This window comes from Tenacibaculum sp. Bg11-29 (assembly GCF_002836595.1).
Lineage (GTDB): Bacteria > Bacteroidota > Bacteroidia > Flavobacteriales > Flavobacteriaceae > Polaribacter.
In genome coordinates this window covers 3,502,501-3,529,202 of the sequence record NZ_PJBB01000003.1, presented here as the reverse complement: position 1 = coordinate 3,529,202, position 26,702 = coordinate 3,502,501, and the positions used below count along the sequence as shown (strand labels likewise).

Sequence of the window (26,702 nt, the reverse complement as noted above, 5' to 3'; positions counted from 1 at the left end):
GTAAAAAATATTTAGATTATGAAAGTAAAACTACAATCAGTTTTAAAAACAGTAATTATTGTTTTTTCATTATTATTTAGTCAATTAACATTAGGGCAAGACGAAATAGTAATAACCAAAGAAATTATAAATAATGCCTCAAATTGTAAACAATTTGATGTTACGCTTACTATAACAGGAAATCCACCAGCAGCAGCTCAAGAAGTTGTATTAGTTATTGATGTTTCTGGTAGTATGGGAGATGAAGTTGATGACGGTACAGGATCGGGAGATACAGCACAAATTATGGATTTTGCTAAAGAAGCAGCAAAAGACTTTATCGAAAAATTGTTCTCTCCAATAAATAATCCAACAAATAATAACAAAATAGCAATTGTTAGTTACGGTTCAAGTGCAACGGTTTTAACAGGTTTAACAGCAGATAAAACTGTTTTAAATAATTTTATTGACGGACTTAATGCTAATGGAGGAACTAATATGGAAGATGCTTTAATAAAGGCAGACGAAGTATTATCACCACCAAGTGCCCAAGGTACTTTTGATTGTACTACAACAAGAAGTATTATATTGTTAACTGATGGAGTTCCTACTTGGCATAATAATTTTCCGCCATATTATGGATGTAGTACCGTTACTCTTAATACAGAATGTCAAACCAAAGCCTTTTCGGCAGCCACAGCAGCAGAAACAACAATTGTTGCAGGTAAAGAATACAATCAATCTATATTTACAGTAGGATTTACAGGTACATTAGATTCAAATCAAAAAATCATATCAAAACATACATTAGATACGATTGAAAATAGTGGCGCATTTTATACCGATAGCGCAGCTGATTTAACAAGTATTTATAGTGCTATTTTAGGACAATTAGTACCTGCAGCAACAGCTTTATCAGGAGAACCTTTGATAAAAGAAGAAATACCAAGCGAATTTCAAATAGTTCCAGGTAGTTTAGTTTCAAGTAGTACTATAGATCCAAATAAAGGAAGTGGAATTTATGTTGGGCAAACAATAAATTGGACAATAGATAAAGTTGTAGCAGAAACGATAACATTAAAATATTCTATTGTAGCTGTAGACTCTAATTATTGTGGAAATGTAGCACAAGGAACATCAACAGCGAGTTACTTAAATTCTGATTGTGTAGAAATAACAAATCAATTTGATAATCCAGAAATATGCATTCCTTGTCCCGTATTAGATGTAGAAATTGATAGAGAAGGATGTACAAAATCTATTAATTATTCTATGAATTTAACAGGAGAAACTTGTGGACCTTCAGTAGGGAATTATTCATGGGAGTTTTATTTAAACGCTGTATTAGTCGGAACATCAACAAATGAAAGTGGAAGGTTTGATTATGCTGGAGTATCTGATTTTATAGGGGAATTTAAAGCAAAGCTTATATATAACGGAACATATACAGTAACAGGATGTATGATTCCTTCTGAAACAGCTACTAGTATTATGGTTATACCTAGTAACATAATTGCATCAGGAGAGGTATCTGATGTTACGTGTTATCAAGGTAATAATGGTAGCATTGATTTATCTGTTTCTGGAGGATATGGAGCTTATCAGTATATATGGAGTAACGGAGCTACAACTGAAGATATTTCTGATTTAGTAGCAGGAGATTATAGTGTTACTATTACTGATGCGCAAGGATGTTCATTTAGTGAAAAATATACAATTACATCACCATCGGAATTAACATTAAGCCTATTAGGAAGTGATTTAAGTTGTGGGGGTAATGATGGTGGAATTGATTTAACAGTAACAGGCGGAACACCAAATTATACTTATTTATGGAGTAATGGTGCAACAACCGAAGATCTTACTAATTTAAATGCAGGAATTTACTCAGTAACTGTAACCGATGCAAACGGATGCGAAAAAATAATAGCAACAACACTTATTTCATTAGATACAGAAGTACCTACGATTACGGTACCAGAAACACTAAAAATTGAAGGATGTAATGAAAATAACATCACAACAATAAACGCTAGATATCCATTTAGTTTAATAGAAACAACAATTGATGTTAATACCTTTAATACAGTAGGTTATTTAGTCAATGACGATAATGAAATAGCAAGTATTACTTATAAAGATGAAATTTCATCGTATGATGGATGTATAACTAAAGTAACAAGAACTTTTAAAGCAACAGATAACTGTGGTAAAATAGGAGTAGATAGTATACTAATCACAGTAAAAGACAATATAAAACCTGAATTTACCGTACCTGCGGATATCATAATATATACCGATGCTAACTGTGCATTTGATTCAGCAGTCTTAATAACAGGTGATGTAACTGATGAAACAGACAATTGCGATAGTACACTAAATGCAACTTTTTCGGACGTAACCACCACAGGAAGCTGTGAAGGAGAGCAAATAATCACAAGAACTTGGACATTGACTGATGATTGTGGAAACACAACAAGTAAAGACCAAACAATTACAGTAAAAGACAACATAAAACCTGAGTTTACCGTACCAACAGACATCACAATATATACCGATGCTAACTGTGCATACGATTCAGCAGTCTTAATAACAGGCGATGTAACTGATGAAACAGATAATTGCGATAGTACACTAAACGCAACATCTTCGGATGTAACAACCACAGGAAGCTGTGAAGGAGAGCAAATAATCACAAGAACTTGGACATTAACAGATGATTGTGGAAACACAACAAGTAAAGACCAAACAATCACGGTAAAAGACAATATAAAACCTGAGTTTACCGTACCTGCGGATATCACAATATATACCGATGCTAACTGTGCATACGATTCAGCAGTCTTAATAACAGGTGATGTAACTGATGAAACAGATAATTGTGATAGCACATTAAACGCAACCTCTTCGGATGTAACAACCACAGGAAGCTGTGAAGGTGAGCAAATAATCACTAGAACTTGGACATTGACTGATGATTGTGGAAACACAACAAGTAAAGACCAAACAATTACAGTAAAAGACAATATAAAACCTGAATTTACCGTACCAACAGATATCATAATATATACAGATGCTAACTGTGCGTATGATTCAGCAGTCTTAATAACAGGCGATGTAACTGATGAAATAGACAATTGCGATAGTACACTAAACGCAACATCTACCGATGTAACAACCACAGGAAGCTGTGAAGGTGAGCAAATAATCACAAGAACTTGGACATTAACAGATGACTGTGGAAACACCACTACGAAAGATCAGACAATCACGGTAAAAGACAATATAAAACCTGAATTTACAGTACCTGCGGATATCACAATATATACCGATGCTAATTGTGCATTTGATTCAGCAGTCTTAATAACAGGTGATGTAACCGATGAGACTGATAATTGCGATAACACACTAAACGCAACATCTTCGGATGTAACCACCACAGGAAGCTGTGAAGGTGAGCAAATAATCACAAGAACTTGGACATTAACAGATGACTGTGGAAACACCACTACGAAAGATCAGACAATCACGGTAAAAGACAATATAAAACCTGAATTTACAGTACCTGCGGATATCACAATATATACAGATGCTAACTGTGCATACGATTCAGCAGTCTTAATAACAGGTGATGTAACTGATGAAACAGATAATTGTGATAGCACATTAAACGCAACCTCTTCGGATGTAACCACCACAGGAAGCTGTGAAGGAGAGCAAATAATCACTCGAACTTGGACATTAACAGATGATTGTGGAAACACAACAAGTAAAGACCAAACAATCACGGTAAAAGACAACATAAAACCTGAATTTACAGTACCAGCAGACATCACAATATATACCGATGCAAACTGTGCATACGATTCAGCAGTCTTAGTAACAGGTGATGTAACTGATGAAACAGATAATTGCGACAACACACTAAATGCAACCTCTTCGGATGTAACCACCACAGGAAGCTGTGAAGGAGAGCAAATAATCACAAGAACTTGGACATTGACTGATGACTGTGGAAACACAACAAGTAAAGACCAAACAATCACGGTAAAAGACAACATAAAACCTGAATTTACAGTACCAGCAGACATCACGATATATACCGATGCAAACTGTGCGTATGATTCAGCAGTCTTAATAACAGGCGATGTAACTGATGAAATAGACAATTGCGATAGTACACTAAACGCAACATCTACCGATGTAACAACCACAGGAAGCTGTGAAGGTGAGCAAATAATCACAAGAACTTGGACATTAACAGATGACTGTGGAAACACCACTACGAAAGATCAGACAATCACGGTAAAAGACAATATAAAACCTGAATTTACCGTACCAACAGATATCATAATATATACAGATGCTAACTGTGCGTATGATTCAGCAGTCTTAATAACAGGCGATGTAACTGATGAAATAGACAATTGCGATAGTACACTAAACGCAACATCTACCGATGTAACAACCACAGGAAGCTGTGAAGGTGAGCAAATAATCACAAGAACTTGGACATTAACAGATGACTGTGGAAACACCACCACGAAAGATCAGACAATAACTGTTAAAGACAATATAAAACCTGAGTTTACAGTACTAGCAGACATCATAATATATACAGATGCTAACTGTGCATTTGATTCAGCAGTATTAGTAACAGGTGATGTAACTGACGAAACAGATAATTGTGATAGCACATTAAACGCAACCTCTTCGGATGTAATAACCACAGGAAGCTGTGAAGGCGAGCAAATAATCACAAGAACTTGGATATTAACAGATGACTGTGGAAATACCACTACGAAAGATCAGACAATAACTGTTAAAGACAATATAAAACCTGAATTTACCGTACCAGCAGATATCACAATATATACCGATGCTAACTGCGCATACGATGCAACCGTAGCAGTAACAGGCGATGTAACCGATGAAACTGATAACTGCGATAGCACACTAAACGCAATTTTTTGTGATGTAATAACAGCAGGAAGCTGTGAAGGAGAGCAAATAATCACTAGAACTTGGACATTAATCGATGACTGTGGAAATACCACCACGAAAGACCAAACAATCACAGTAAAAGACAATATAAAACCTGAATTTACTGTACCAGCAGACATCACAATATATACCGATGCTAATTGTGCGTATGATTCTGCAGTCTTAATAACAGGTGATGTAACTGACGAAACAGATAATTGCGATAGCACACTAAACGCAACATCTTCGGATGTAACCACCACAGGAAGCTGTGAAGGCGAGCAAATAATCACTCGAACGTGGACATTAACTGATGACTGTGGAAACACCACCACGAAAGATCAAACAATCACGGTTCAAGACAATATAAAACCTGAATTTACCGTACCAGCAGACATCACAATATATACCGATGCTAATTGTGCGTATGATTCAGCAGTATTAGTAACAGGTGATGTAACTGATGAAACAGATAATTGCGATAGCACACTAAACGCAACCTCTTCGGATGTAACCACCACAGGAAGCTGTGAAGGCGAGCAAATAATCACTAGAACTTGGATATTAACAGATGACTGTGGAAATACCACTACGAAAGACCAAACAATCACAGTAAAAGACAATATAAAACCTGAATTTACCGTACCAGCAGATATCATAATATATACAAATGCTAACTGTGCATACGATTCAGCAGTCTTAATAACAGGCGATGTAACTGATGAAACAGATAATTGCGACAACACACTAAACGCAACATCTTCGGATGTAACCACCACAGGAAGCTGTGAAGGTGAGCAAATAATCACAAGAACGTGGATATTAACAGATGACTGTGGAAATACCACTACGAAAGACCAAACAATCACAGTAAAAGACAATATAAAACCTGAATTTACCGTACCAGCAGATATCATAATATATACAAATGCTAACTGTGCATACGATTCAGCAGTCTTAATAACAGGTGATGTAACTGACGAAACAGATAATTGCGACAACACACTAAACGCAACATTTTCGGATGTAACCACCACAGGAAGCTGTGAAGGTGAGCAAATAATCACAAGAACGTGGATATTAACAGATGACTGTGGAAATACCACTACGAAAGACCAAACAATCACAGTAAAAGACAATATAAAACCTGAGTTTACCGTACCTGCGGATATCACAATATATACCGATGCCAACTGTGCATATGATTCAGCAGTATTAGTGACAGGTGATGTAACTGATGAAACAGATAATTGCGACAACACACTAAATGCAACATCTTCGGATGTAACCACCACAGGAAGCTGTGAAGGTGAGCAAATAATCACAAGAACTTGGACATTAACGGATGATTGTGGAAACACAACAAGTAAAGACCAAACAATCACGGTTCAAGACAATATAAAACCTGAGTTTACACTACCAGCAGACATCATAATATATACTGATGCAAACTGTGCGTATGATTCAGCAGTATTAGTAACAGGTGATGTAACTGACGAAACTGATAATTGTGATAGCACATTAAACGCAACATCTTCGGATGTAACCACCACAGGAAGCTGTGAAGGTGAGCAAATAATCACAAGAACTTGGACATTGACTGATGATTGTGGAAACACGACAAGTAAAGACCAAACAATCACCGTTCAGGATATAATTGCTCCAATAATAACAAATGGACAGAATATTGAAATAGAATGCGGAACAGGAAATACAAACCAGAACTTACAAGATTGGTTAGATAATAATGGGTATGCAACAGCAACAGATAATTGTAGTAATGTTACATGGTCAAATAATTATGGAGATGATACAAGTATCAAATGTGATGGAGCATATATAAATGTGATTTTTACAGCAAAAGATACCTGTGGAAATGAAGATAGTATAACACTTGGTTATCTAATTAAAGATGATACAGCACCAACGATTACAACTCAACCATTAAACAAAACGGTAACATGTGATGGGTCAGGTAACACCGATGAATTAAATGCTTGGTTATCTAACAGTGGAGGAGCCATTGCAACCGATGACTGTAGCACTATAACTTGGGAAAATAATTTTACTGAATTAAATTATAGTTGCAGTTTTATTGGAGAAGTAGCAGTGATATTTACAGCAAAAGATGCATGTGGTAACTTTATAGATACAGAAAAAGTAAAATTTACAATAGAAGACAATGAAGCTCCAATATTTGTAGAGAACTTACCAGAAAATATAACCGTAAGTTGTGCAACTGTACCAAGTTCAGTAATACTAACAGCGACTGATAACTGTAGTATTTCATCAGATTTACAAGTAATATATACAGCCGAAATTACAGGACAAGACGATGCTTGTAGTTCAGAATATCAGATAACAAGAAAATGGACAGTATCAGATTGTGCAGGAAACACTACCAATCATACTCAAGAAATAATGGTAGAAGATAATGAAGCTCCAATCTTAATAACAGCACTCAACGATGTTGATGTTAACTGTGATATGATTCCAGAAATTCCGGAATTAGAGTTTACCGACAATTGTTCAGGAAAAGATATCGAAACAATCTTTAAAGAAGAAACAACCTCTGACGGATCAGATAATGATTATCAAATTATAAGAACTTGGATAGTTAGTGATACTTGTGGAAATACAGTAGATTTTAATCAAACAATAAACGTAACAGTAAAAAAAGAGATCATAGAGATTACAGATGCTAAATGTTTTGATGATGGTATCATAGATCTAAATGATTACATAGATAGTAGTATTCCAAGTGATGGAAAATGGGAAGTTGTAACAGGAGAAGTTTCATTAACAACTGAAGCAACCTTTGATCCTATAAATATAAACTTAGGCGACTATGTATTTACTTACAAGACTTTTAATCAAGGTTGTTTTTTAACTACAAAAATAACGATAAGTATAAACGATAAATGCTTTGTTTTACCTTGTGGAGAAGAGGATGTTACAATATCAAAAGCTGTAACACCAAACGGAGATACTTGGAATGAATTCTTTAAAATAACGGGAGTTGAAACCTGTGGGTATATAATAAATGTAAAAATATTTAACCGCTGGGGAGCAAAAGTATTCGAATCAGATAACTACACAAACGATTGGAATGGGGTTTCAGAAGGAGTAACTCTAGGAAGTGCAAAAAGACTACCCTCAGGAACCTATTACTACATCGTAATATTAGAAAATAGTGGATTAAAACCATTTACAGGGGCAATTTATTTAGGAACAAAGTAACGCAAAAGTGATGAATTATAATATCAAACGACACACAACAATTATATTGTTTTTTATACTAATATTAGGTGTTGAGGCACAACAATTACCTCAATTTACACAATACATGTATAATACAATATCCATTAATCCTGCATATGCAGGAAGTAGGGAAGTATTAAGTGTAATAGGATTGCATCGAAGCCAATGGGCAGGATTTGGTGAAGGTCCAAAAACCCAAACACTATCAATAAATACGCCTCTTCGAAATGAAAAGATAGGGCTAGGACTCTCTTTTATAAATGATAAATTAGGGTATGAAAATTTTACATACCTATACGGAGATTTCTCTTATACAATAAACCTAAATGCCAATCTAAAATTAGCCTTTGGTATAAAAGCTGGTTTTACTCAATATAATCTAGATGAAGAATTAATTGCTTCTGAAGGCATTGACCCAGGAATAAGTGGTGTTAAAAACCGATGGGAACCAAACATTGGAAGTGGAGTCTTTTTACATACAGAAAAATGGTATGTAGGTTTTTCAGCTCCACGACTTTTAAATGTAAAGCATAATGATCTAACAATAAATGGTGTTAATTATGGGGCAATAGACAAAATAAGTTACTATTTAACCGGAGGTTATGTGTTTGAATTAAATGATCAAGTAAAGTTTAAGCCAGCTGCGTTAATAAAAGGAACTAATGGTGCTCCGTTATCATACGACATTACTGCAAATTTTTTATTTAATGAAAAATTTTGGTTAGGAGGGTCTTATAGAATAAACGAATATACGAGTGCTTTAGGAGCGTTAGTAGATTTTCAAGCAACCAAACAAATTAGAATAGGCTATGCTTACGAATATCCGCTATCAGAAATAAATCAATTTTCAAGCGGAACCCATGAAATTTTATTGATGTATGAATTCATAAAATCAAACAGAGTAAAATCCCCTAGATACTTTTAAAGAAATATATATGAAAACAATACTTTCATTTTTAATCATCATTTTATCATTTTTTAATTCTTATTCGCAAAAAAGAATTGCCGATAAATTTTTTAAAAAATATGCATACATCAAAGCTGCTGAATTTTACAAAACAGCAGTGAAAAAAGGAGATAGTAGTATTTATACATTAACCCGAATAGGTGACTGCTATTACAACAATTCTAACGTTGTTAAGGCAATAAAATGGTATAAGTTAGCTACAGAAAACAATAAAAAAATAGATAATGAAACCATTTACAAATATGCTCAAAGTCTAAGAAGTTCAGGACAATATGAAGCAGCAAATAAGTGGTTAAACAAACTACCAAACAAACAAATAAAAGTAGATTACGAAAAACTAAAAACATTAAATAAAGATTCCGTTAAAATAACGAACTTAAAAATAAATACTAGACACTCAGATTTTGGAGCCTATGTACATAAACAAAAATTTATGTTTGCATCGGCAAAAAACAAAAAAGGAAAAATTTATAAATGGAATAATCAGCCTTATTTAGATTTATACGAAGCAAAAATAACAAGTAAAAAAGGAGCCAAAAAAGTAGCAGATGTGACTCCAATAACATCTACAAAAATAAATACAAGCTTTCACGAATCAAACATTGCCATAACATCAGATGGAAAAACAATGTATTTTACAAGAAATAACCTAACTAAAAGAGAAAAACTAGACTACGATAAACAAGGTACTTCACACTTAAAAATATTTAAAGCAAGTTTAGTAAATGGTCAATGGGCTGAAATAAAAGACCTTTCGATTAATGACGAAGTTTATTCAAACGGGCATCCAGCTCTAAGTCCAGACGATAAAACATTATACTTTACTTCAAATAGACCAAATGGTTACGGAGAAACAGATATTTATAGTGTGCTAATTTTACCAAATGGTTCCTACGGAGAACCTGTAAATATGGGTGAAAATATAAATACAAAAGGACGAGAAATGTTTCCGTTTATATCAAAAGAAAATACGCTTTATTTCAGTTCAGATGGACATGATAATTTAGGTTTATTAGATGTTTTTAAAACAACATTGTTAAATGATAATACCAGTAAAGTAACTAACATAGGGGCACCTTTTAATAGTGGTTATGATGATTTTTCCTTTTTTATGAATGAAGATAATTCAACAGGATATTTTTCATCAAATAGACCAGGAGGAAAAGGAGACGACGACATTTATAGCTTTGAATCAAACAAATGCCTACAAGAAATAAAAGGAAAAACTTATGATGAAAAAACCAATGAAATATTACCCTTTACTTTAGTTGAATTAATAGACAAGACAGGGAAAATTATAAAAAGTACTATTACGAAAAAAAATGGAGAGTTTTCATTTGAAGTAGCATGCAATAAAAAATACACTTTAAAAGGAACAAAAAAGGACTATAAAGAGGATTTTAAAGAATTTGAAACAGACAATACAAGGAAAAAAGAAACAATCCAAGATTTGTACCTTGTTCCATTAATAATAGATAATGAGATAGTAATCAATCCGATATTTTTCGATTTTGATAAATCAAATATAAGGCCCGATGCCGCTTTTGAGTTAGAATACGTTGTAAAAGTATTAAGAGATCACCCAAAAATGATTATAAAAATAGAAGCGCATACTGACAGTAGAGGAGTAGATGCTTATAATGAAATTTTATCAGATAGAAGGGCAAAAGCAACCAGAGATTACATTTTGTCACGAAATATTGAAGCACATAGAATACAAAATGCAATTGGTTTTGGAGAAAAGCAGTTAATTAATAAATGTGTAAACAATATACCTTGTACAGAAGAAGAACATCAAGAAAATAGACGTTCTAAGTTTATTATTTTAAATGAATATCACTAGTTTTCTATATAGTTTTAACTCTAGTTATTTTTAATTTAAAACAGCTAGTATGTATTTTAAAATACATACTAGCTGTTTTAAATTTTGAAGTAAACTTGTTTACTTCCTTTTATAATTAGAGTCCACATTATTTTTTCACAAAAATATTGGTATAATACCAGTTGCCTTTTAAGTCTTGTTTTGCGGTAATTTCAAAGTGGGTAAAATCACCTTCAATGTTCTTTTTGTGGTTTTTACTTTTTAGCCATGCATTTAATAACGATTGGGCAGATGAATAACCGTAAGCAACATTTTCAGCAACACTTTTAGAATTTACATTCTTATTTAAATATTCTTTACGTTCGAAAAAAAAGTCATGTGAAATTTTTTCTTTCTCAACCATATAATTAGTGTGGTTATTGGTTTGTGATTTTATAGCCTGTAATTTATCTAGTGTAGCATAACCGTTTGCAACTCTATGATTATTTACGAGGTTTAAAACTTCAATTTCAATTGGATTTTCACTAATGTTTTCTGTAGCTTCTATTTGATCTAATTCAAATTCACTATTAGAGGTACATGATGTTATTAATAGTGTACACAGCACTATTAATAACCTTAGGGGGTAGTTATTCATAACAGGGGAATTGGGGTTATACTCTAAATATACGAAAAAAATAATTTAGTTGAATGTTTTATTCGTACTTATTCTGAAAAAAGGGGATATTTCAGTTAAATAGCTTTTCTAATAAAATCTTCATATTCATAAAAAAAGAGTTCAAACTGTGTCATTGTTTCCACATAAAATTCATAGCAATCTCTCCAAGTATTCTTGTTGTGAATGCTAAATTTTTTATCATAAGGAACGTAGATACGACGAATAATTTTTCTGTTATCTAATTCAAAATTATCATGATAAATTACTTCGGGTAAATATTCTGATTCTAAAATGGTTTTTAAAGAAAGTAATTGATCGTATAATAATTCGTTCGCAATTTCGTCAAGATGTTCAAAATCTAAACAAACAGAGGCTGTTTTTCGATCTCCCTGAAACTTAAAAGCAAAACCTTTTATTTTGGTGTTATATAGCAACCATTTTCTTGGAAAAGATTTTCCAAAACTTGTCCAAAATTCTTTGCGTATTTGTGCTGATTCTTCTTTACTAAACATTATTTATTTTTTAAATAATTAGAAATATTTCCATTCCAATAACAAGTAATACACCTACCGTTTTCAAATTTATGCTCACAATTATCGTAACCATATAGTTTAAAAGAACATTCAGGGCATATCCCTATCATTTTAGAGCTCTCTTTATAATACTCGGAGTTACACTCATTACAAAAAGAAATTTGTTTCACTTCTTTCAATATATTAACTACTTACCCGTGTATTTTAGCTAAATTACCTCGGTTTCTCATCATATCTGCTTCAAAGGCCAATAAATCATTCCATTTTTTATCAACGATTTCTCTGTCTTGGTATTCACGGGCAAATCCTAAAAAGATAGTATAGTGGTTTGCTTCAGAAATCATTAAATCATTATAAAATTTAGATAATTCTTGATCTTCCATGTTTTCTGAAAAAACTTTAAAACGTTCACAACTTCTTGCTTCTATTAAAGCTGCAATTAATAAACGTTGTACTAATGCGTTTGTACGATCTTTTGTTTTGGTAAAGAACTTTTGTAATTTAATAGCATAATCATTTTTTTGTTCTCTTCCTAAAACCATTCCGCGTTTCACCATAAAGTCATGAACCATTTTAAAATGCTCCATTTCTTCAATAGCAATTTCGCTCATAGCTTGTACTAACTTAGTTTCTTCAGAATAATTTATAATGATAGAAACAGCGTTAGAGGCTGCTTTTTGTTCTAAAAAAGCATGATCTGTTAATATTTGTTGTAAGTTAACTTTTGCAATTTCTGCCCAAGAAGTTTCGGTTTCAAATTTTAATCCTAACATGTTATATATTCAATAATATGGATTGCAAAATTATGAATTATTAAATAGAGGGAAGAAAGTATAAGCTATCTTTTTATTTAAAGTTGTTGTTGTTCTATTTTAGAATAAGTTCTAACAATAAATTAAGAAACATCGCTAAATATAAAAAATCAATTTTACTTTTTTTAGATATTATATTGTTTACTTTTTTGTTCGTATCAATTCATCTAAAAAATTAGTGATTTATTTAATTTTTATATAAAATTATTCCAATGATGTAATAAGGTAAAAAAATTACAGCTAAAATATAATCTATATTCTTAATGAGAACTCTTAAGTGATTATTGGGCGTTTATTTTAGTATTTGTTACAAAATTTTAAAAAATGAGGGTAAAATGAGAAAAAAAGCACTAATTAACTATGAAAAGGGTTAACTTTTTTCTTATCGCTTTTATAAAAAACGTAACTTTGAGCTACTTTAAAAAATTGATTAAAAGAATTGTTTTGTTATGAGAAAAATTGCGAAAATAGTAGCATTAACATTATTTGTATTTGTAGTTAATGCATGTAAAGAAAAAGTAAAAGAAGAGAGTAATAGTGATGATTACAGTGAGTATGTAGTATTGTTTCCAGAAAAAATGATTTCTACTGCCTCTGATTTTGAATTTACACTTAAAAACACTCCCAAAGTAACTACGGTTAATGATGATGTTATTACGGTAGTTCCTAAGGTTAAGGGAAATGTATTATTAGATGGAAATAAAATAATATTTACTCCCTTAGAAAAATTAAAAAGTAATAAAGAGTATGCTGTAACGCTACACTTGTCTAAATTATATGATGATATAAATGAAGGATTAAAAGACTTTACCGTTAAATTAAAAACAAAAGAATTACTTTTTAATATAACATTATCATCACCGACTGTGCTTAGTAAAGATAAATATGCAGTAGAAGGGGTGTTAAACACAAGTGATGTTATTGAGTCAGCGAAACTTTCAGAGTTAATAAAAGCGACGTATAATGGTAAATCAGCTTTAATAAAGTTTGAAACTTCAGAAGAGTTTGTTTCACAAGCCTTTTTTAAGATAGATAGTTTAGAAAGGTTTGGAGATGATAGAAGTTTGAATATTTCATGGAGTGGTAGTGCTATTAATTCTAGTTCAAAAGGAGAACGAGAATTAACAATCACAGGAAAAAATAATTTTAAGGTTTTAGATATTAATGTAGTTAATACAGGCAAACAGTATATAGAAATTAGTTTTTCAGACCCAATAAAAAAAGAACAAAATTTAAATGGATTAATACAGTTTGCAAACACTCAAAAAAGAAAGTTTACTTATAAAGTAACGAATAATATTGTTACTGTTTATCCGAAATTGTCTTTTAGAAATCAAGCAACTATAGAAATATTTAAAGGAATTAAAAGTACAGAAGGCTATGCTTTAAAAGAAAGTTATAGTAAAATTTTACATTTTCAAGAACTAAAACCTTCAGTAAATTTTATAAAAAGTGGAACTATAATTCCTAATTCAAAAAATTTAAAAATTAATTTTAAAGCTGTTAATTTAAAAGCTGTTGATGTATTAGTTTATAAAATATATAAAGATAATGTATTACAGTTTTTACAAAATTACAATTTAGGAAGCCAAGGTAATATACGTTATGTAGGTCGTCCTGAGGCTAAATATACTGTTAACCTTACAAATCAAGGTCTTGATTTAACGAAAGAAAATGCTTTTGCTATTGATTTGGCTGAAGTATTACCTATAGAAGATGGAGCAATGTATAGAGTTGAATTTTCTTTTAAGAAAGAGTATTCTAATTATTCATGTAATGAAACTATAAATAGTACCACTATTATTTATGGAAAAAAAGAAATAAATACTAAAAAATACGATAGCCCTAGTTATTATAATAACGATTATTATAATAATTATAATTGGAATGATAAAGATAACCCGTGTACAGCATCTTATTATTATAAGAACAATAATAAAAGCATTAATATATTAGCGACTAATTTAGGTGTAATTGTTAAAAAGGGAAATAATGAAACTACTTTTATTGCAGTTACAGATTTATTAACAACTCAGCCAGTTTCTGATGCTACAGTAACATTATACAATTTACAACAACAGCCTATTGTAAATATAAAAACAGATAAAGAAGGAATTGCTAATTTTAAAGGAATAAAGAATGCTTTTTTTGCTGTTATAACGAAAGGTAAAAATACTACTTATATTAAACTTAATGATGGAAACTCGTTGTCTATGAGTAAGTTTGATGTTTCAGGAGTAAAGCTACAAAAAGGAATTAAAGGATATGTTTATGGTGAGCGTGGTGTTTGGCGTCCGGGAGATCAATTATTTTTAACTTTTGTATTAAATGATAATGCGAACCCAATACCAGAAAAGCATCCTATTAAATTTGAATTGATAAATCCGCAAGGAAAAATTATTGAAAGAAAAGTACTGTTTAAAAACACTAATAATGTGTATAGTTATGCACCAAGAACGAATAACGATGCAATTACAGGAAATTGGAAATTACGAGTAAGTGTTGGTGGAGCTGTATTTAATAAAACACTTAAAATTGAAACGATAAAACCGAATCGCTTAAAAATCAAGTTACAAATGAATAGCGATTTTGTAAAAGCAAATTCTTCAATTGAAGGAGATGTTGAAGTAAAATGGTTACATGGTGCAATTGCAAGAGAATTAAAATTAGATATTAATGGTAAGTTTACGCAGTCTAATACAGAATTCTCGAAATTTAAAAATTACAATTTTGATGATGTTACCCGTAGGTTTAGGACTGAGGAATTTAAAGTTTTAAAAGGTAATTTAAATAACGAAGGAAAAACAAGTTTTTCTGTAAAACCAAAGTTAGATAACAAAGCTCCTGGAATGTTAAAGGCAAGCTTTATAACAAAGGTTTATGAAAATGGAGGTGATTTTAGTACCGATGTGTTTTCTAAAAAGGTATCACCTTATAAAACGTATGTAGGTATTTTAAATGCAGAGGAACAGCAGTCTAAAAACTATTTATTTACGGATGAAAAATATACTTTTAATGTAGCATCTGTTAATGAAGATGGAGTAGGGGTAACTAATGATTTAGAAGTAAAGGTATATAAATTATCATGGCGTTGGTGGTGGAGCACCTCAGATAATGGATTATCTAGTTACGACGGAACACGTCATCATCAAACCTATAAAACACTTCAAGTAAAAACAAATGGAAGTGGAAAAGGTTCATTTGATTTAAAAATAAGTGAAAACGATTGGGGGCGTTATTTGATAAAAGTTACAGATAAAAAGAGTAAACATGTTACTTCTAATATTGCTTATTTCGATTGGCCATCTTGGTATGGAAAGAAAAAAGGGAGCCAAGATAAAACCAATGCGACTATGTTGGTGTTTACTACCGATAAAGAATCGTATGAAGTAAATGAAACGGCTACGGTAAAATTCCCATCTTCAGAAGAAGGAAGAGCTTTAATAACTATTGAGAATGGAACTGAAGTATTAGATCATTTTTGGGTAGAAACAACAGCAAAACAAACCGAATTTAATTTTCCAGTATTGGCAAGTTATACACCTAATGTTTTTGTGAATATTTCATTATTACAAAAACATAGTCAAACAATAAACGATTTACCAATTCGTATGTATGGTTCTATACCAATGTTGGTAAACGATCCTGCAACGAAACTAACACCAGAAATTAAGTTAGCAGACGAATTAAGACCAGAATCAATCGCAAAAATTAAAGTAAATGAGAAAAATGGAAAAGCAATGACGTACACCATTGCTTTGGTTGATGACGGTTTGTTAGATTTAACACGTTTTAAAACTCCGAACCCATGGAATACTTTTTATGCACGTCAATCATTAGGTGTAAAAACTTGGGATATTTTTGACGATGTAATTGGTGCTTATGGAGGAAAAGTAAATCAGATATTAAGTATTGGTGGTGATGAAGCTGAAGCAGGAAGTAAAAATAAAAAAGCCAATCGTTTTAAACCAATGGTTACTTATTTAGGTCCTTTTAATTTAGAAAAAGGAGCAAGTAAAGAGCATAAAATTAAGATACCTAAATATGTAGGATCTGTACGTGCAATGGTTGTTGCTACAGATATTAAAAATGATGCGTATGGTAGTGATGAAAAAACTGCTTTTGTTCGTAAGCCTGTAATGATTTTAGCATCTTTACCTCGTAAAATTACACCACAAGAAACGGTAACATTACCTGTTACTGTATTTGCGATGTTACCAACGGTTAAAAAAGTAAAGGTTACTGTGCAACCAAACGAATCATTTACGATTGTAGGTAATAAAACTCAAACATTATCTTTTAATGAACCAGATGAAAAAATGGCTTATTTTACATTAAAAGTAAATGATTTTAAAGGAATAGGGAAGGTGAAAATTGATGCAGTTTCTGGAAATGAAAAGGCATCATACGAAGTCGAAATAGATGTTTTAAATCCGAATCCAATTACTACCGAAGTAAAAGATTTAGTAGTGAAATCTAATGAAAATGGAGAGTTAAGTTTTACTACATTTGGTACTTATGGTACTAATACTGCGGGTATAGAATTATCTACATTGCCTCCAATGAATTTCACAAAACGTATGGGGTATTTAATTCAATACCCACATGGTTGTGTAGAGCAAACTACTTCGAGTGCATTTCCTCAGTTATTCTTATCAGAAATTTTTGAATTAACAAAAGAAAAGCAACAAGAGATTGAGAGAAATGTAAAAGCGACTATTAATCGATTATCTAATTTTCAAGTTTCAAGTGGTGGGTTATCATATTGGCAAGGAAATGGAAATGCAAATAGTTGGGGTACATCGTATGCAGGTCATTTTATGATTGAAGCTGCAAAAAAAGGTTATGCTTTACCAATTGGCTTTAAATCTAAATGGATTGGTTATCAAAAACAACAAGCACGTAATTGGAGAAATAACTCAAGATATTATAATAATGCCTTATCACAAGCGTATCGATTATATACCTTAAGTTTAGCGAATAGTGCTGATGTAGCATCAATGAATAGATTACGTGAAACAAAAGGTGTTTCGAACGAAGCAAAAATACGATTGGCAAGTGCCTATGCTTTAATAGGAAAAAAGGCAATAGCTAAAGGGATTATAAAAGAATTAACAGCAAAAAATTATAGTAAAAGGCGTTATTATAATTACGGTTCAGATACTCGTAATAAAGCAATGGAATTAGATACTTATACTTTATTAAATGATGAAACAAAAGCTATTAAATTGGCAAAAGAAATAGCTGAAAGTTTATCTAGTGAAAAATGGATGAGTACACAAACAACAGCTTATAGTTTGTTAGCAATGAGTAAATATGCACTACAAAATGGTGAAAACACAGGTATAAATGCAAATTATTCATTAAATAAAAATTCTAAAACTATTTCGACTTCAAAAGCATTGTATGCAGAAGATATTGAAGATGTAACTAAAGAAAATATCTTTAAGATATCTAATAAGAGTAATGGAGTGTTGTATGTACGTATTTTTAACAAAGGAATTTTACCAGTAGGTGAAGAAAAAGTAATTCAAAATAACCTAGAAACAACAATAACATACAAAACAAAAGGAGGTAATCGTATTACGCCAGATAATTTATCGCAAGGAACTAATTTTGTAGCAGAAGTTACAGTTAAGAATACAACTAATGATATCGTAGAAAATGTAGCACTAACACAATACATACCTTCTGGTTGGGAAATTATAAATACTCGTTTTACCGATTTTGGTAATAATACAACATCATCAAAGGTAGATTTTACAGATATTCGTGATGCTAGTATTAGTAACTATTTTACTTTAAAAGGATATGAAACTAAAACTTTTAGAGTATTAATAAATGCATCGTATTTAGGAAGCTATTATTTGCCAGGAGTACAAGTAGAAGCAATGTATGATAATGATTATATAGCGCGTACAAAAGGTAATTGGATTAAGGTAGTGAAGTAAAAAGTAGTAAAAAATAAATTTAAGTTATTTAAAACCTAGTTACTAGTCATGTAACTAGGTTTTTTTTATATAATATTTTCAGAGGTTAGTGAATTGATATTAGTTAAAGTTCATATAATCTTGCCATTTTATTAGAATATATTTTTGAGGAGTATTTTCTTTTTTCAATAATGTGTAAAAAAGTTTGGGTCAAAGCCTAAGTTTATAATTGTTACTCTTTTTTCTAGGGAGTTATGAAACCATTTTGAAGAAATACTTAAAACTTCTTATCCAGGTATTTTATTTCTTGTAGTCGTTCTTTTTTTTAAAACTATTATTAAATGAAACAATTGTAAACATTTAATTTGAATATACTCACAAATTGCTTTTGCATCACTTTTATCTGTTTTACTAACAATAACTTAAAAAAGAGATCAAGGTTTCATAATACTGATTGTGATTTTTAGTAAAAAAGAGAAAAGATTATCAATGTTTTCTATGTCAATGCTTCAAGGCATCATCGTATATATTAACCTTAATTCTTTCTGATTTATAGATCTTAAATTTAGTTTTTTATTAAATATTTAACTTAAGAAGTATAACCTTAATGTTTTACTTCATGATTTGTTTTATAAATTTGCTGCTTAAACAATGCAATTAAGTTTATATAACAATGTTGAAAAATATTTTAAACTGTCTAACAAAATAAAGTCGGACTAGTAGAAACAGCAACTATAAAAACAGATATATTATGAGAAAAATAATTTTTTTATTAATAATTTTCACTTTGGTTATTTCTTGTCAAAGTAATGATGAACCTATGAATTCCGAACCTATCATAGTAACTTTGACCGCCATTGTAAGTGGCACATTAAATGACAACCCAACAATCAGTTATAGAGATGAAACAGGAGCTGTGAAATCTGAAACCCTAACTGTTGGAGCATGGAATAAAACTCTAACAGTTGGCAAAGAATTTAACTTATTGCTAAAAATTTCTGGAAGCATTAACGGAATTATTCAGCTTAAGGCATCTGCCACAGGTGCTGGTGTATCATATAACGATGTTAGAAATTTAAGTACCAATGTGGATACCGTTCTTGATCTTGAAATATCTTCTACTTTATAATTTTTTATTTTAAATGATTGCATCAAAATTATTCACTTTGAGAATATGAAAACATTTAAAAAAAGTATAAATAGAATTGCTCAATTTGGGACTTAATCAAAGGCGTTGTAAATTACTACGTCTGATTTTCCTTCGGAAAACCTTTGTACGTAAAGCTGTAACTATTCTTATGCTAACGGTTATTATTTATTTGTTTTAAAGAAATAGATTTTAGTATTCTCATAATTTAATTTTGTTTTTAAAAAAAACACTCAACAATGAAAAAAAATACATTTCTTTTCTTAATTTTCTTAACACTTTTTAGCTGTTCTAAAGACTCTAATCTTCAAATAACAGAAGACACTAAATCTTCGTTTAAGTCTACTTATAAAATACCTGTAGTAGTGCATCTTACAAATACTACAAACAATTTTGTTTCAGATGCACAGATAAAGAAGTTCATTAATTCTATAAACTTAGATTACAATGCAATGAATGAATCATTAAAAAATGTTTCAACTCATTTTACAGATAGGGTAGGTAATGCTAGTATTGAGTTTGTTTTGGCAAAAAAAGACCCCATCGGGCAAATTACAACTGGAATTACAAGAACAGTAACACCTTTTACTAATATTAGAGATAAACCTAATGAAACACCTGATTATGTAAGGCTAATAGAATATTTAAAGTCAGAAGTTGGTAATTGGGATGGAGACAAATATTTGAATATTATTTTTTGTGTTCCTCCATCGGAGACTTACGGTTTAGTTTTAACGGACTCAAAAATTAAAGATCAATGGGGCTACACGGAAATGCCTCCCTTTGATAATTTTGAATTAGCAGGGGAAAATTTAGATAAAAGCTCAATGCTCACTGGCGTAATAATAAACTATAACACATTGTTAAATAATTTTAATAAAGCGACCAATACTGCAACCCATGAAATTGGGCATTGGTTAGGTATTAGGCATACATTTGGCTTGGGATTCGGAGGGAATCCAGTTAGTGAGGAGTTTGCAGAATATTTTGAATATTTTATTAATTCTAATGGAGGACCAGTTAATACAAATTCAACATACGATCAGGCTGAAGATAGAATTGAAGATACTCCATGGACTAACATAAAATCAGATAATTTAGAGCTCGTTCAATTTGGTAAAATAATAAATGTAGAGAATTTTATGACCTATACAATTAATCTAGAAACAAAAATGTTTACGAAAGGGCAAGTTGAAGCTATGCATAATACTTTAAATAATAATAAAGGTGGACGCCAAAACTTATGGTCTGAAACAAATTTAATTTATACAGGATTAATAGAATAAACAAACATAACACTTTGTATAAGTAATGGCAAAGTGTTAGATTTCAAAGTTTGTGTACCATTTAAACTATGTAGTGGTTTGAAAGGTTTTATTACAATTTATCTAATGGAAAAATCAAAAATTGAGAAAAAGGAAAACTTGAAACTTTTCCTATTATAAAAAGTTTTTATCTTGGATATAATGAAATAAAATTTCCGAAGTTTGAAATTACAATGTTTTTTTAATAAAATACTTTTGGCAGCAAAGAACTGAGGTGAAAGCTAAACAAATTTATAATTAATATTACAGAATATTATACTAAATTCAAGGTAATATTCTATTTTGAGTTTTGAAAAAAAAAATACAATTTATTTTTGTTAATACAGGAATAGATGTTTAATCATATGTTAATACTGATTTTGCAATCGCAAAACTTTGTTTTATTAACTTATTTGATACGGCTATTAAAGCTAGTTTTTTACTCTTTCCTTTGTTTACAATACGCTCATAAATTTCTTTACACGCTTTATTGTGTTTACACGCATTAAACGAGCACAAAAACAAGAGATTTCGTAACTTTCTATTACCTACTTTATTTTATACTAGTTTTTCCTCAGACAATACTACATGATTCTCGTATTGTAAACGTTATACCAATATAACTACAGAGTTCTTTCGGATTTTCAAACTTTGTAAAACAATCGGTCATTATAAGCATCAATAAAACCATTTTAATTCCGATTCCTGGAATACTCGTTAATAACGTTAACTGCACTCGCTGTTCTTGTTTTACCAAAGAAAGCAACTTCGTTTCAACACCTAAAATCTTTTTGATTCTTTTAAACTACGATATATAGAAGGAATTCCTAAAACTTACTCTCCATGTAGTTCATTCTTTGTATCCGTTCTTTTTTTTTAAAACTATCCATTAAACGAAACAATTGTAAACATTCGCTTTGAATATCCGTTAGTGCATTGTCTAATTGTGTGTTAGCTGAAAGTACAAAATAATATTGAAGATTTAATTCCTTTAGCTTTACAAAGGTTATGAGTACTAATTAGATGTGTTTTCTTGAATATAATACACGTATATAGATATTTTAATCAAAAGATCAATGGAAGAATTGGTGTTTTATTGTTGTTAATATTAGTCGAAACTATGCCTTTTAGTGCATTTAGCTTTCGTTTATAAAAATATCATCTTTGATTTATGTTAGAATAAAGGGGAAATGGACATATACTTTTAAGATTAACTGCTCATAATAGTTTGGAGTACAAAGTATAGGTATTGTGTATTAAAAGTAAATCTTCAATTGAGATGTCGTAAATTATTAATACAGATATGAGATGGATAAGGTATCAATATATTAAAAGGAGTTGTGCCCTAAAAGTATATTCACATTGAATATCGCACCTATCAAAATATAAGTACAATTGTAAAGAAGTTCCTAGGAAGGAGTTCAAGGAAATTACAGGAGGAGTTTCTTGAGTTTAATAAGAGATATTGGGAGCCATTTTTAGGTAATATTGGGTTTGGACGTTAGAGTATTTTAAATATAATGTTAAAAAACAATAGTGATGATTTTATATTAGAATTTTAGTCAGGTTTAAAATTATATAGTCTTCCAGACCACAGTGGTTTAGTTTTAATAGTAGTCATTCTCTAGATTATTTGTTTTTATCTTTAAAATAATGGAATATGAAATTTAGAGAACATATTTAAATTAGTGAATTCTTAAAAATACAATGAAGTTTATTTCTTACATCAAAAACTGATTTCAGAAAATAATGCGGATTATGAAACGTGAAAAAACTATTTCTTCTTCTTGTGGTGAATTATTGAGGGTGTGAATAAACTTTTTACTAAGAAAATTGGTGTAAATTCAGAATTGGAAACGGATTTAATAAATATTTAAAAGTCCGCTGAATTTAATTTTATTACAGGATATACAATCTTAATATTCTTATATGAGTTAGGAAATTATGAAGGGTAGGTAAAAAAGGTCAGGAAATGCTAAAAGAGCAACCGAATTTGAGACAGATAATCCAATTTATAAAATGGTTTACCTAGGTTCTCAAGAGCTAATCAAAAAAATAAAACCAAATTGAAAAGATAGCAATGAACCGGAATTAGTAATTCGAACAAAAGATAGTGGAATTGAATTATTAAAGCGAGTACTTTAATCAGGTGTTAATGAGAGACGAAAAGGCAATAAATAAATTAGATGTTTTTGATTAACGAATTATAATAAGTAATAAAGTGCAGGAGTGTAGAGGTTGATTTATTTATAGATTTTTTTTAGTGACATTCTTAAGAAGTAAAAGGTTTTTAAGAGGGAAGATGCATTCTAAAAGCTTGAAAAACAAGACTAAATAAAATACTTGAAAAAAAGGCAAAATAAAGTATTGTCATGTTAGAAAAGGAATCTATATTTGCACCCGCTAAGGGTAAAACGCAAGTTTGAGATTGGTAAAAGTTCATTAAAATAGTTGTTATTATATCTTCAATAAAAGGTTAAAAATAAGTTAAATATAATTTGTTTAAATCGAAAGAAAGAAAGTATATTTGCAGTCCGTTTTAAAGACGATAGTTCATTAAAATATAGCAAAAACAAATTAAAAAAAACTTCAAAAATAGTTTTGTCAGTTTTAAAATAGTTTGTAGATTTGCAACCGCTTTAAGAAAGCGAAAAAATCAAGAAAATTTGGAAATGATTTATTAATAAAAATCAGTTAGTTCGATTCTAACGTTTCTACAAAAGTCTGAGAGGGCAATCAAGTTGAAAACACTTGAAGTGTCAACTCGACACGTTCATTGAAAATATTGAAATTGACAGCGTAAACAAAGAGTAGAATAACCATAACTTTTAATTAAGTTAAATTCTTTTGAAACTTATTCATTAATATTATTTAAAATATACAATGAAGAGTTTGATCCTGGCTCAGGATGAACGCTAGCGGCAGGCTTAACACATGCAAGTCGAGGGGTAACATTGTGCTTGCACAGATGACGACCGGCGAACGGGTGCGTAACGCGTATAGAATCTGCCTTGTACAGGAGGATAGCCTTTAGAAATGAAGATTAACACTCCATAATGTTAATGAGTGGCATCACTTATTAATTAAACATTTATGGGTACAAGATGACTATGCGTCCTATTAGCTAGATGGTAAGGTAACGGCTTACCATGGCAACGATAGGTAGGGGGTCTGAGAGGATTATCCCCCACACTGGTACTGAGACACGGACCAGACTCCTACGGGAGGCAGCAGTGAGGAATATTGGTCAATGGAGGCAACTCTGAACCAGCTATGCCGCGTGCAGGAAGACTGCCCTATGGGTTGTAAACTGCTTTTATACAGGAAGAAACCGATCTACGTGTAGATCCTTGACGGTACTGTAAGAATAAGGACCGGCTAACTCCGTGCCAGCAGCCGCGGTAATACGGAGGGTCCAAGCGTTATCCGGAATCATTGGGTTTAAAGGGTCCGCAGGCGGTCAATTAAGTCAGAGGTGAAAGCCCATCGCTCAACGATGGAACTGCCTTTGATACTGGTTGACTTGAGTTATACGGAAGTAGATAGAATAAGTAGTGTAGCGGTGAAATGCATAGATATTACTTAGAATACCGATTGCGAAGGCAGTCTACTACGTATATACTGACGCTCATGGACGAAAGCGTGGGGAGCGAACAGGATTAGATACCCTGGTAGTCCACGCCGTAAACGATGGATACTAGTTGTTGGGTTTCGACTCAGTGACTAAGCGAAAGTGATAAGTATCCCACCTGGGGAGTACGGTCGCAAGACTGAAACTCAAAGGAATTGACGGGGGCCCGCACAAGCGGTGGAGCATGTGGTTTAATTCGATGATACGCGAGGAACCTTACCAGGGCTTAAATGTGGTCTGACAGCTTTAGAGATAGAGTTTTCTTCGGACAGATCACAAGGTGCTGCATGGTTGTCGTCAGCTCGTGCCGTGAGGTGTCAGGTTAAGTCCTATAACGAGCGCAACCCCTATTGTTAGTTGCTAACAGGTAATGCTGAGGACTCTAGCGAGACTGCCGGTGCAAACCGTGAGGAAGGTGGGGATGACGTCAAATCATCACGGCCCTTACGTCCTGGGCTACACACGTGCTACAATGGTATGGACAATGAGCAGCCACTGGGCGACCAGGAGCGAATCTATAAACCATATCACAGTTCGGATCGGAGTCTGCAACTCGACTCCGTGAAGCTGGAATCGCTAGTAATCGGATATCAGCCATGATCCGGTGAATACGTTCCCGGGCCTTGTACACACCGCCCGTCAAGCCATGGAAGCTGGGAGTGCCTGAAGTTCGTTACCGCAAGGAGCGACCTAGGGTAAAACTGGTAACTAGGGCTAAGTCGTAACAAGGTAGCCGTACCGGAAGGTGCGGCTGGAACACCTCCTTTCTAGAGAAAGATGGTGAGTTACAAAAGGAAATTTTACTCTTTGCTGTTAATTTTAAAAAACACTAATAACAAGCTATTATAGTCTCATAGCTCAGCTGGTTAGAGCGCTACACTGATAATGTAGAGGTCGGCAGTTCGAGTCTGCCTGAGACTACAAAAAGGCAAGTTATTAGAAAGGAAATTCTAGAAATTAGAGGATTCGACATTCAAATCTCTGAATAGTATTCTAGGATTTATAATGGGGGATTAGCTCAGTTGGCTAGAGCGCTTGCCTTGCACGCAAGAGGTCATCGGTTCGACTCCGATATTCTCCACTAGGTAATGCCTAGGGATAAGTAAAATTATTCCAAGAGTATTGCAGAATTAAAGTTGATAAAATACTTATCAATTGCGATTCGCCATGTTCATTGACATATTGGTAAAATGATATCGTAAAGAAATCAAGATAGAGAGTTAATTGAAAGATTAACAACAATATTTTTATAATAAATTATAAAGAGCTCGTTCTAAACATTTATGTTTAGAGCAAAAAGTACAATAAGCTAAATAAGGGCGTATGGCGGATGCCTAGGCTTTCAGAGGCGATGAAGGACGCGATAAGCTGCGATAAGTAACGGGGAGAAGCACATATTTTATGATCCGTTAATTTCCGAATGGGGCAACCCAGCATGTTGAAGACATGTTACCTAGCAATAGGGGCAAACCCGGTGAACTGAAACATCTAAGTAACCGGAGGAAGAGAAAACAATAGTGATTCCGTTAGTAGTGGCGAGCGAACGCGGATTAGCCCAAACCAATACTGTTACGGCAGTATTGGGGTTGTAGGGCTGCGACATTAGAATCTAAGTGAACTAGAATTGTCTGGAAAGACAAACCAAAGATAGTGATAGTCTAGTATAGGTAAGCGA

Annotated in this window: 11 protein-coding genes, 2 tRNA genes and 2 rRNA genes (1 of these 15 running past the window's edge); 11 read left to right on the top strand and 4 right to left on the bottom strand. The window is 32.0% G+C overall.

The features are described from left to right. The first annotated feature begins 18 nt into the window (after window positions 1-18). The 3 genes from CXF68_RS16070 to CXF68_RS16060 are packed head-to-tail and all read left to right on the top strand — an operon-like array spanning window position 19 to window position 11,033. Window positions 19-8,202, top strand: coding sequence for a gliding motility-associated C-terminal domain-containing protein (locus CXF68_RS16070; protein WP_101046135.1), 8,184 nt, complete (start codon window positions 19-21; stop codon window positions 8,200-8,202). Window positions 8,203-8,212: 10 nt separating this feature from the next. Further along, a complete protein-coding gene (locus CXF68_RS16065) occupies window positions 8,213-9,148 on the top strand; it encodes a type IX secretion system membrane protein PorP/SprF (RefSeq protein ID WP_101046134.1) in 936 nt (311 codons plus the stop codon). A gap of 10 nt (window positions 9,149-9,158) precedes the next feature. Beyond that, window positions 9,159-11,033, top strand: a complete 1,875-nt coding sequence (locus CXF68_RS16060) for an OmpA family protein (protein WP_101046133.1) — start codon at window positions 9,159-9,161, stop codon at window positions 11,031-11,033. A 127-nt stretch (window positions 11,034-11,160) separates the two neighbouring features. Here CXF68_RS16060 and CXF68_RS16055 read toward each other — a convergent pair whose 3' ends face one another. The 3 genes from CXF68_RS16055 to CXF68_RS16040 all read right to left on the bottom strand — a co-directional run bounded on the left by CXF68_RS16055 (window position 11,161) and on the right by CXF68_RS16040 (window position 12,976). Continuing rightward, the gene (locus CXF68_RS16055; protein ID WP_232771673.1) at window positions 11,161-11,619 is read right to left on the bottom strand and encodes a CAP domain-containing protein; all 459 of its coding nucleotides are present in this window, start codon (window positions 11,617-11,619) and stop codon (window positions 11,161-11,163) included. Between the two features lie 125 nt (window positions 11,620-11,744). Next, window positions 11,745-12,182, bottom strand: coding sequence for a DUF4268 domain-containing protein (locus CXF68_RS16050; RefSeq protein ID WP_101046132.1), 438 nt, complete (start codon window positions 12,180-12,182; stop codon window positions 11,745-11,747). A gap of 212 nt (window positions 12,183-12,394) precedes the next feature. After that, window positions 12,395-12,976 carry a tRNA-(ms[2]io[6]A)-hydroxylase gene (locus CXF68_RS16040; RefSeq protein WP_101046130.1) on the bottom strand — a complete coding sequence of 194 codons (582 nt, stop codon included), beginning with the start codon at window positions 12,974-12,976 and terminating at the stop codon, window positions 12,395-12,397. A 488-nt stretch (window positions 12,977-13,464) separates the two neighbouring features. On the opposite strand from CXF68_RS16040, the gene CXF68_RS16035 reads away from it, so the two are divergent. The 3 genes from CXF68_RS16035 (at window position 13,465) to CXF68_RS16025 (ending at window position 21,378) form a co-directional block, all read left to right on the top strand. Then, window positions 13,465-18,966 carry an alpha-2-macroglobulin gene (locus CXF68_RS16035; protein WP_101046129.1) on the top strand — a complete coding sequence of 1,834 codons (5,502 nt, stop codon included), beginning with the start codon at window positions 13,465-13,467 and terminating at the stop codon, window positions 18,964-18,966. 799 nt (window positions 18,967-19,765) lie between these two features. Continuing rightward, window positions 19,766-20,074, top strand: coding sequence for a hypothetical protein (locus CXF68_RS16030; protein ID WP_157821968.1), 309 nt, complete (start codon window positions 19,766-19,768; stop codon window positions 20,072-20,074). A gap of 257 nt (window positions 20,075-20,331) precedes the next feature. Then, window positions 20,332-21,378 (top strand): M43 family zinc metalloprotease, encoded by a 1,047-nt coding sequence (locus CXF68_RS16025; protein WP_101046127.1) that lies wholly within the window; start codon window positions 20,332-20,334, stop codon window positions 21,376-21,378. Between the two features lie 592 nt (window positions 21,379-21,970). Here CXF68_RS16025 and CXF68_RS21230 read toward each other — a convergent pair. Further along, on the bottom strand, window positions 21,971-22,066 hold the full coding sequence (locus CXF68_RS21230) for a hypothetical protein (protein WP_369800553.1): 96 nt from the start codon (window positions 22,064-22,066) through the stop codon (window positions 21,971-21,973). A gap of 685 nt (window positions 22,067-22,751) precedes the next feature. Here CXF68_RS21230 and CXF68_RS21225 point away from each other — a divergent pair. From CXF68_RS21225 to CXF68_RS16000, 5 genes are all read left to right on the top strand, one after another. Continuing rightward, window positions 22,752-22,901 carry a transposase gene (locus CXF68_RS21225; protein WP_157822037.1) on the top strand — a complete coding sequence of 50 codons (150 nt, stop codon included), beginning with the start codon at window positions 22,752-22,754 and terminating at the stop codon, window positions 22,899-22,901. A 1,375-nt stretch (window positions 22,902-24,276) separates the two neighbouring features. Further along, window positions 24,277-25,794, top strand: a 16S ribosomal RNA gene (locus CXF68_RS16015). A gap of 80 nt (window positions 25,795-25,874) precedes the next feature. After that, window positions 25,875-25,948, top strand: a tRNA-Ile gene (locus CXF68_RS16010). A gap of 86 nt (window positions 25,949-26,034) precedes the next feature. Next, window positions 26,035-26,108 (top strand) — tRNA-Ala (locus tag CXF68_RS16005). 221 nt (window positions 26,109-26,329) lie between these two features. Then, window positions 26,330-26,702, top strand: a 23S ribosomal RNA gene (locus tag CXF68_RS16000) (it continues 2,511 nt past the right edge of the window). Together the 16S and 23S rRNA genes with 2 tRNA genes alongside form the textbook arrangement of a ribosomal RNA operon.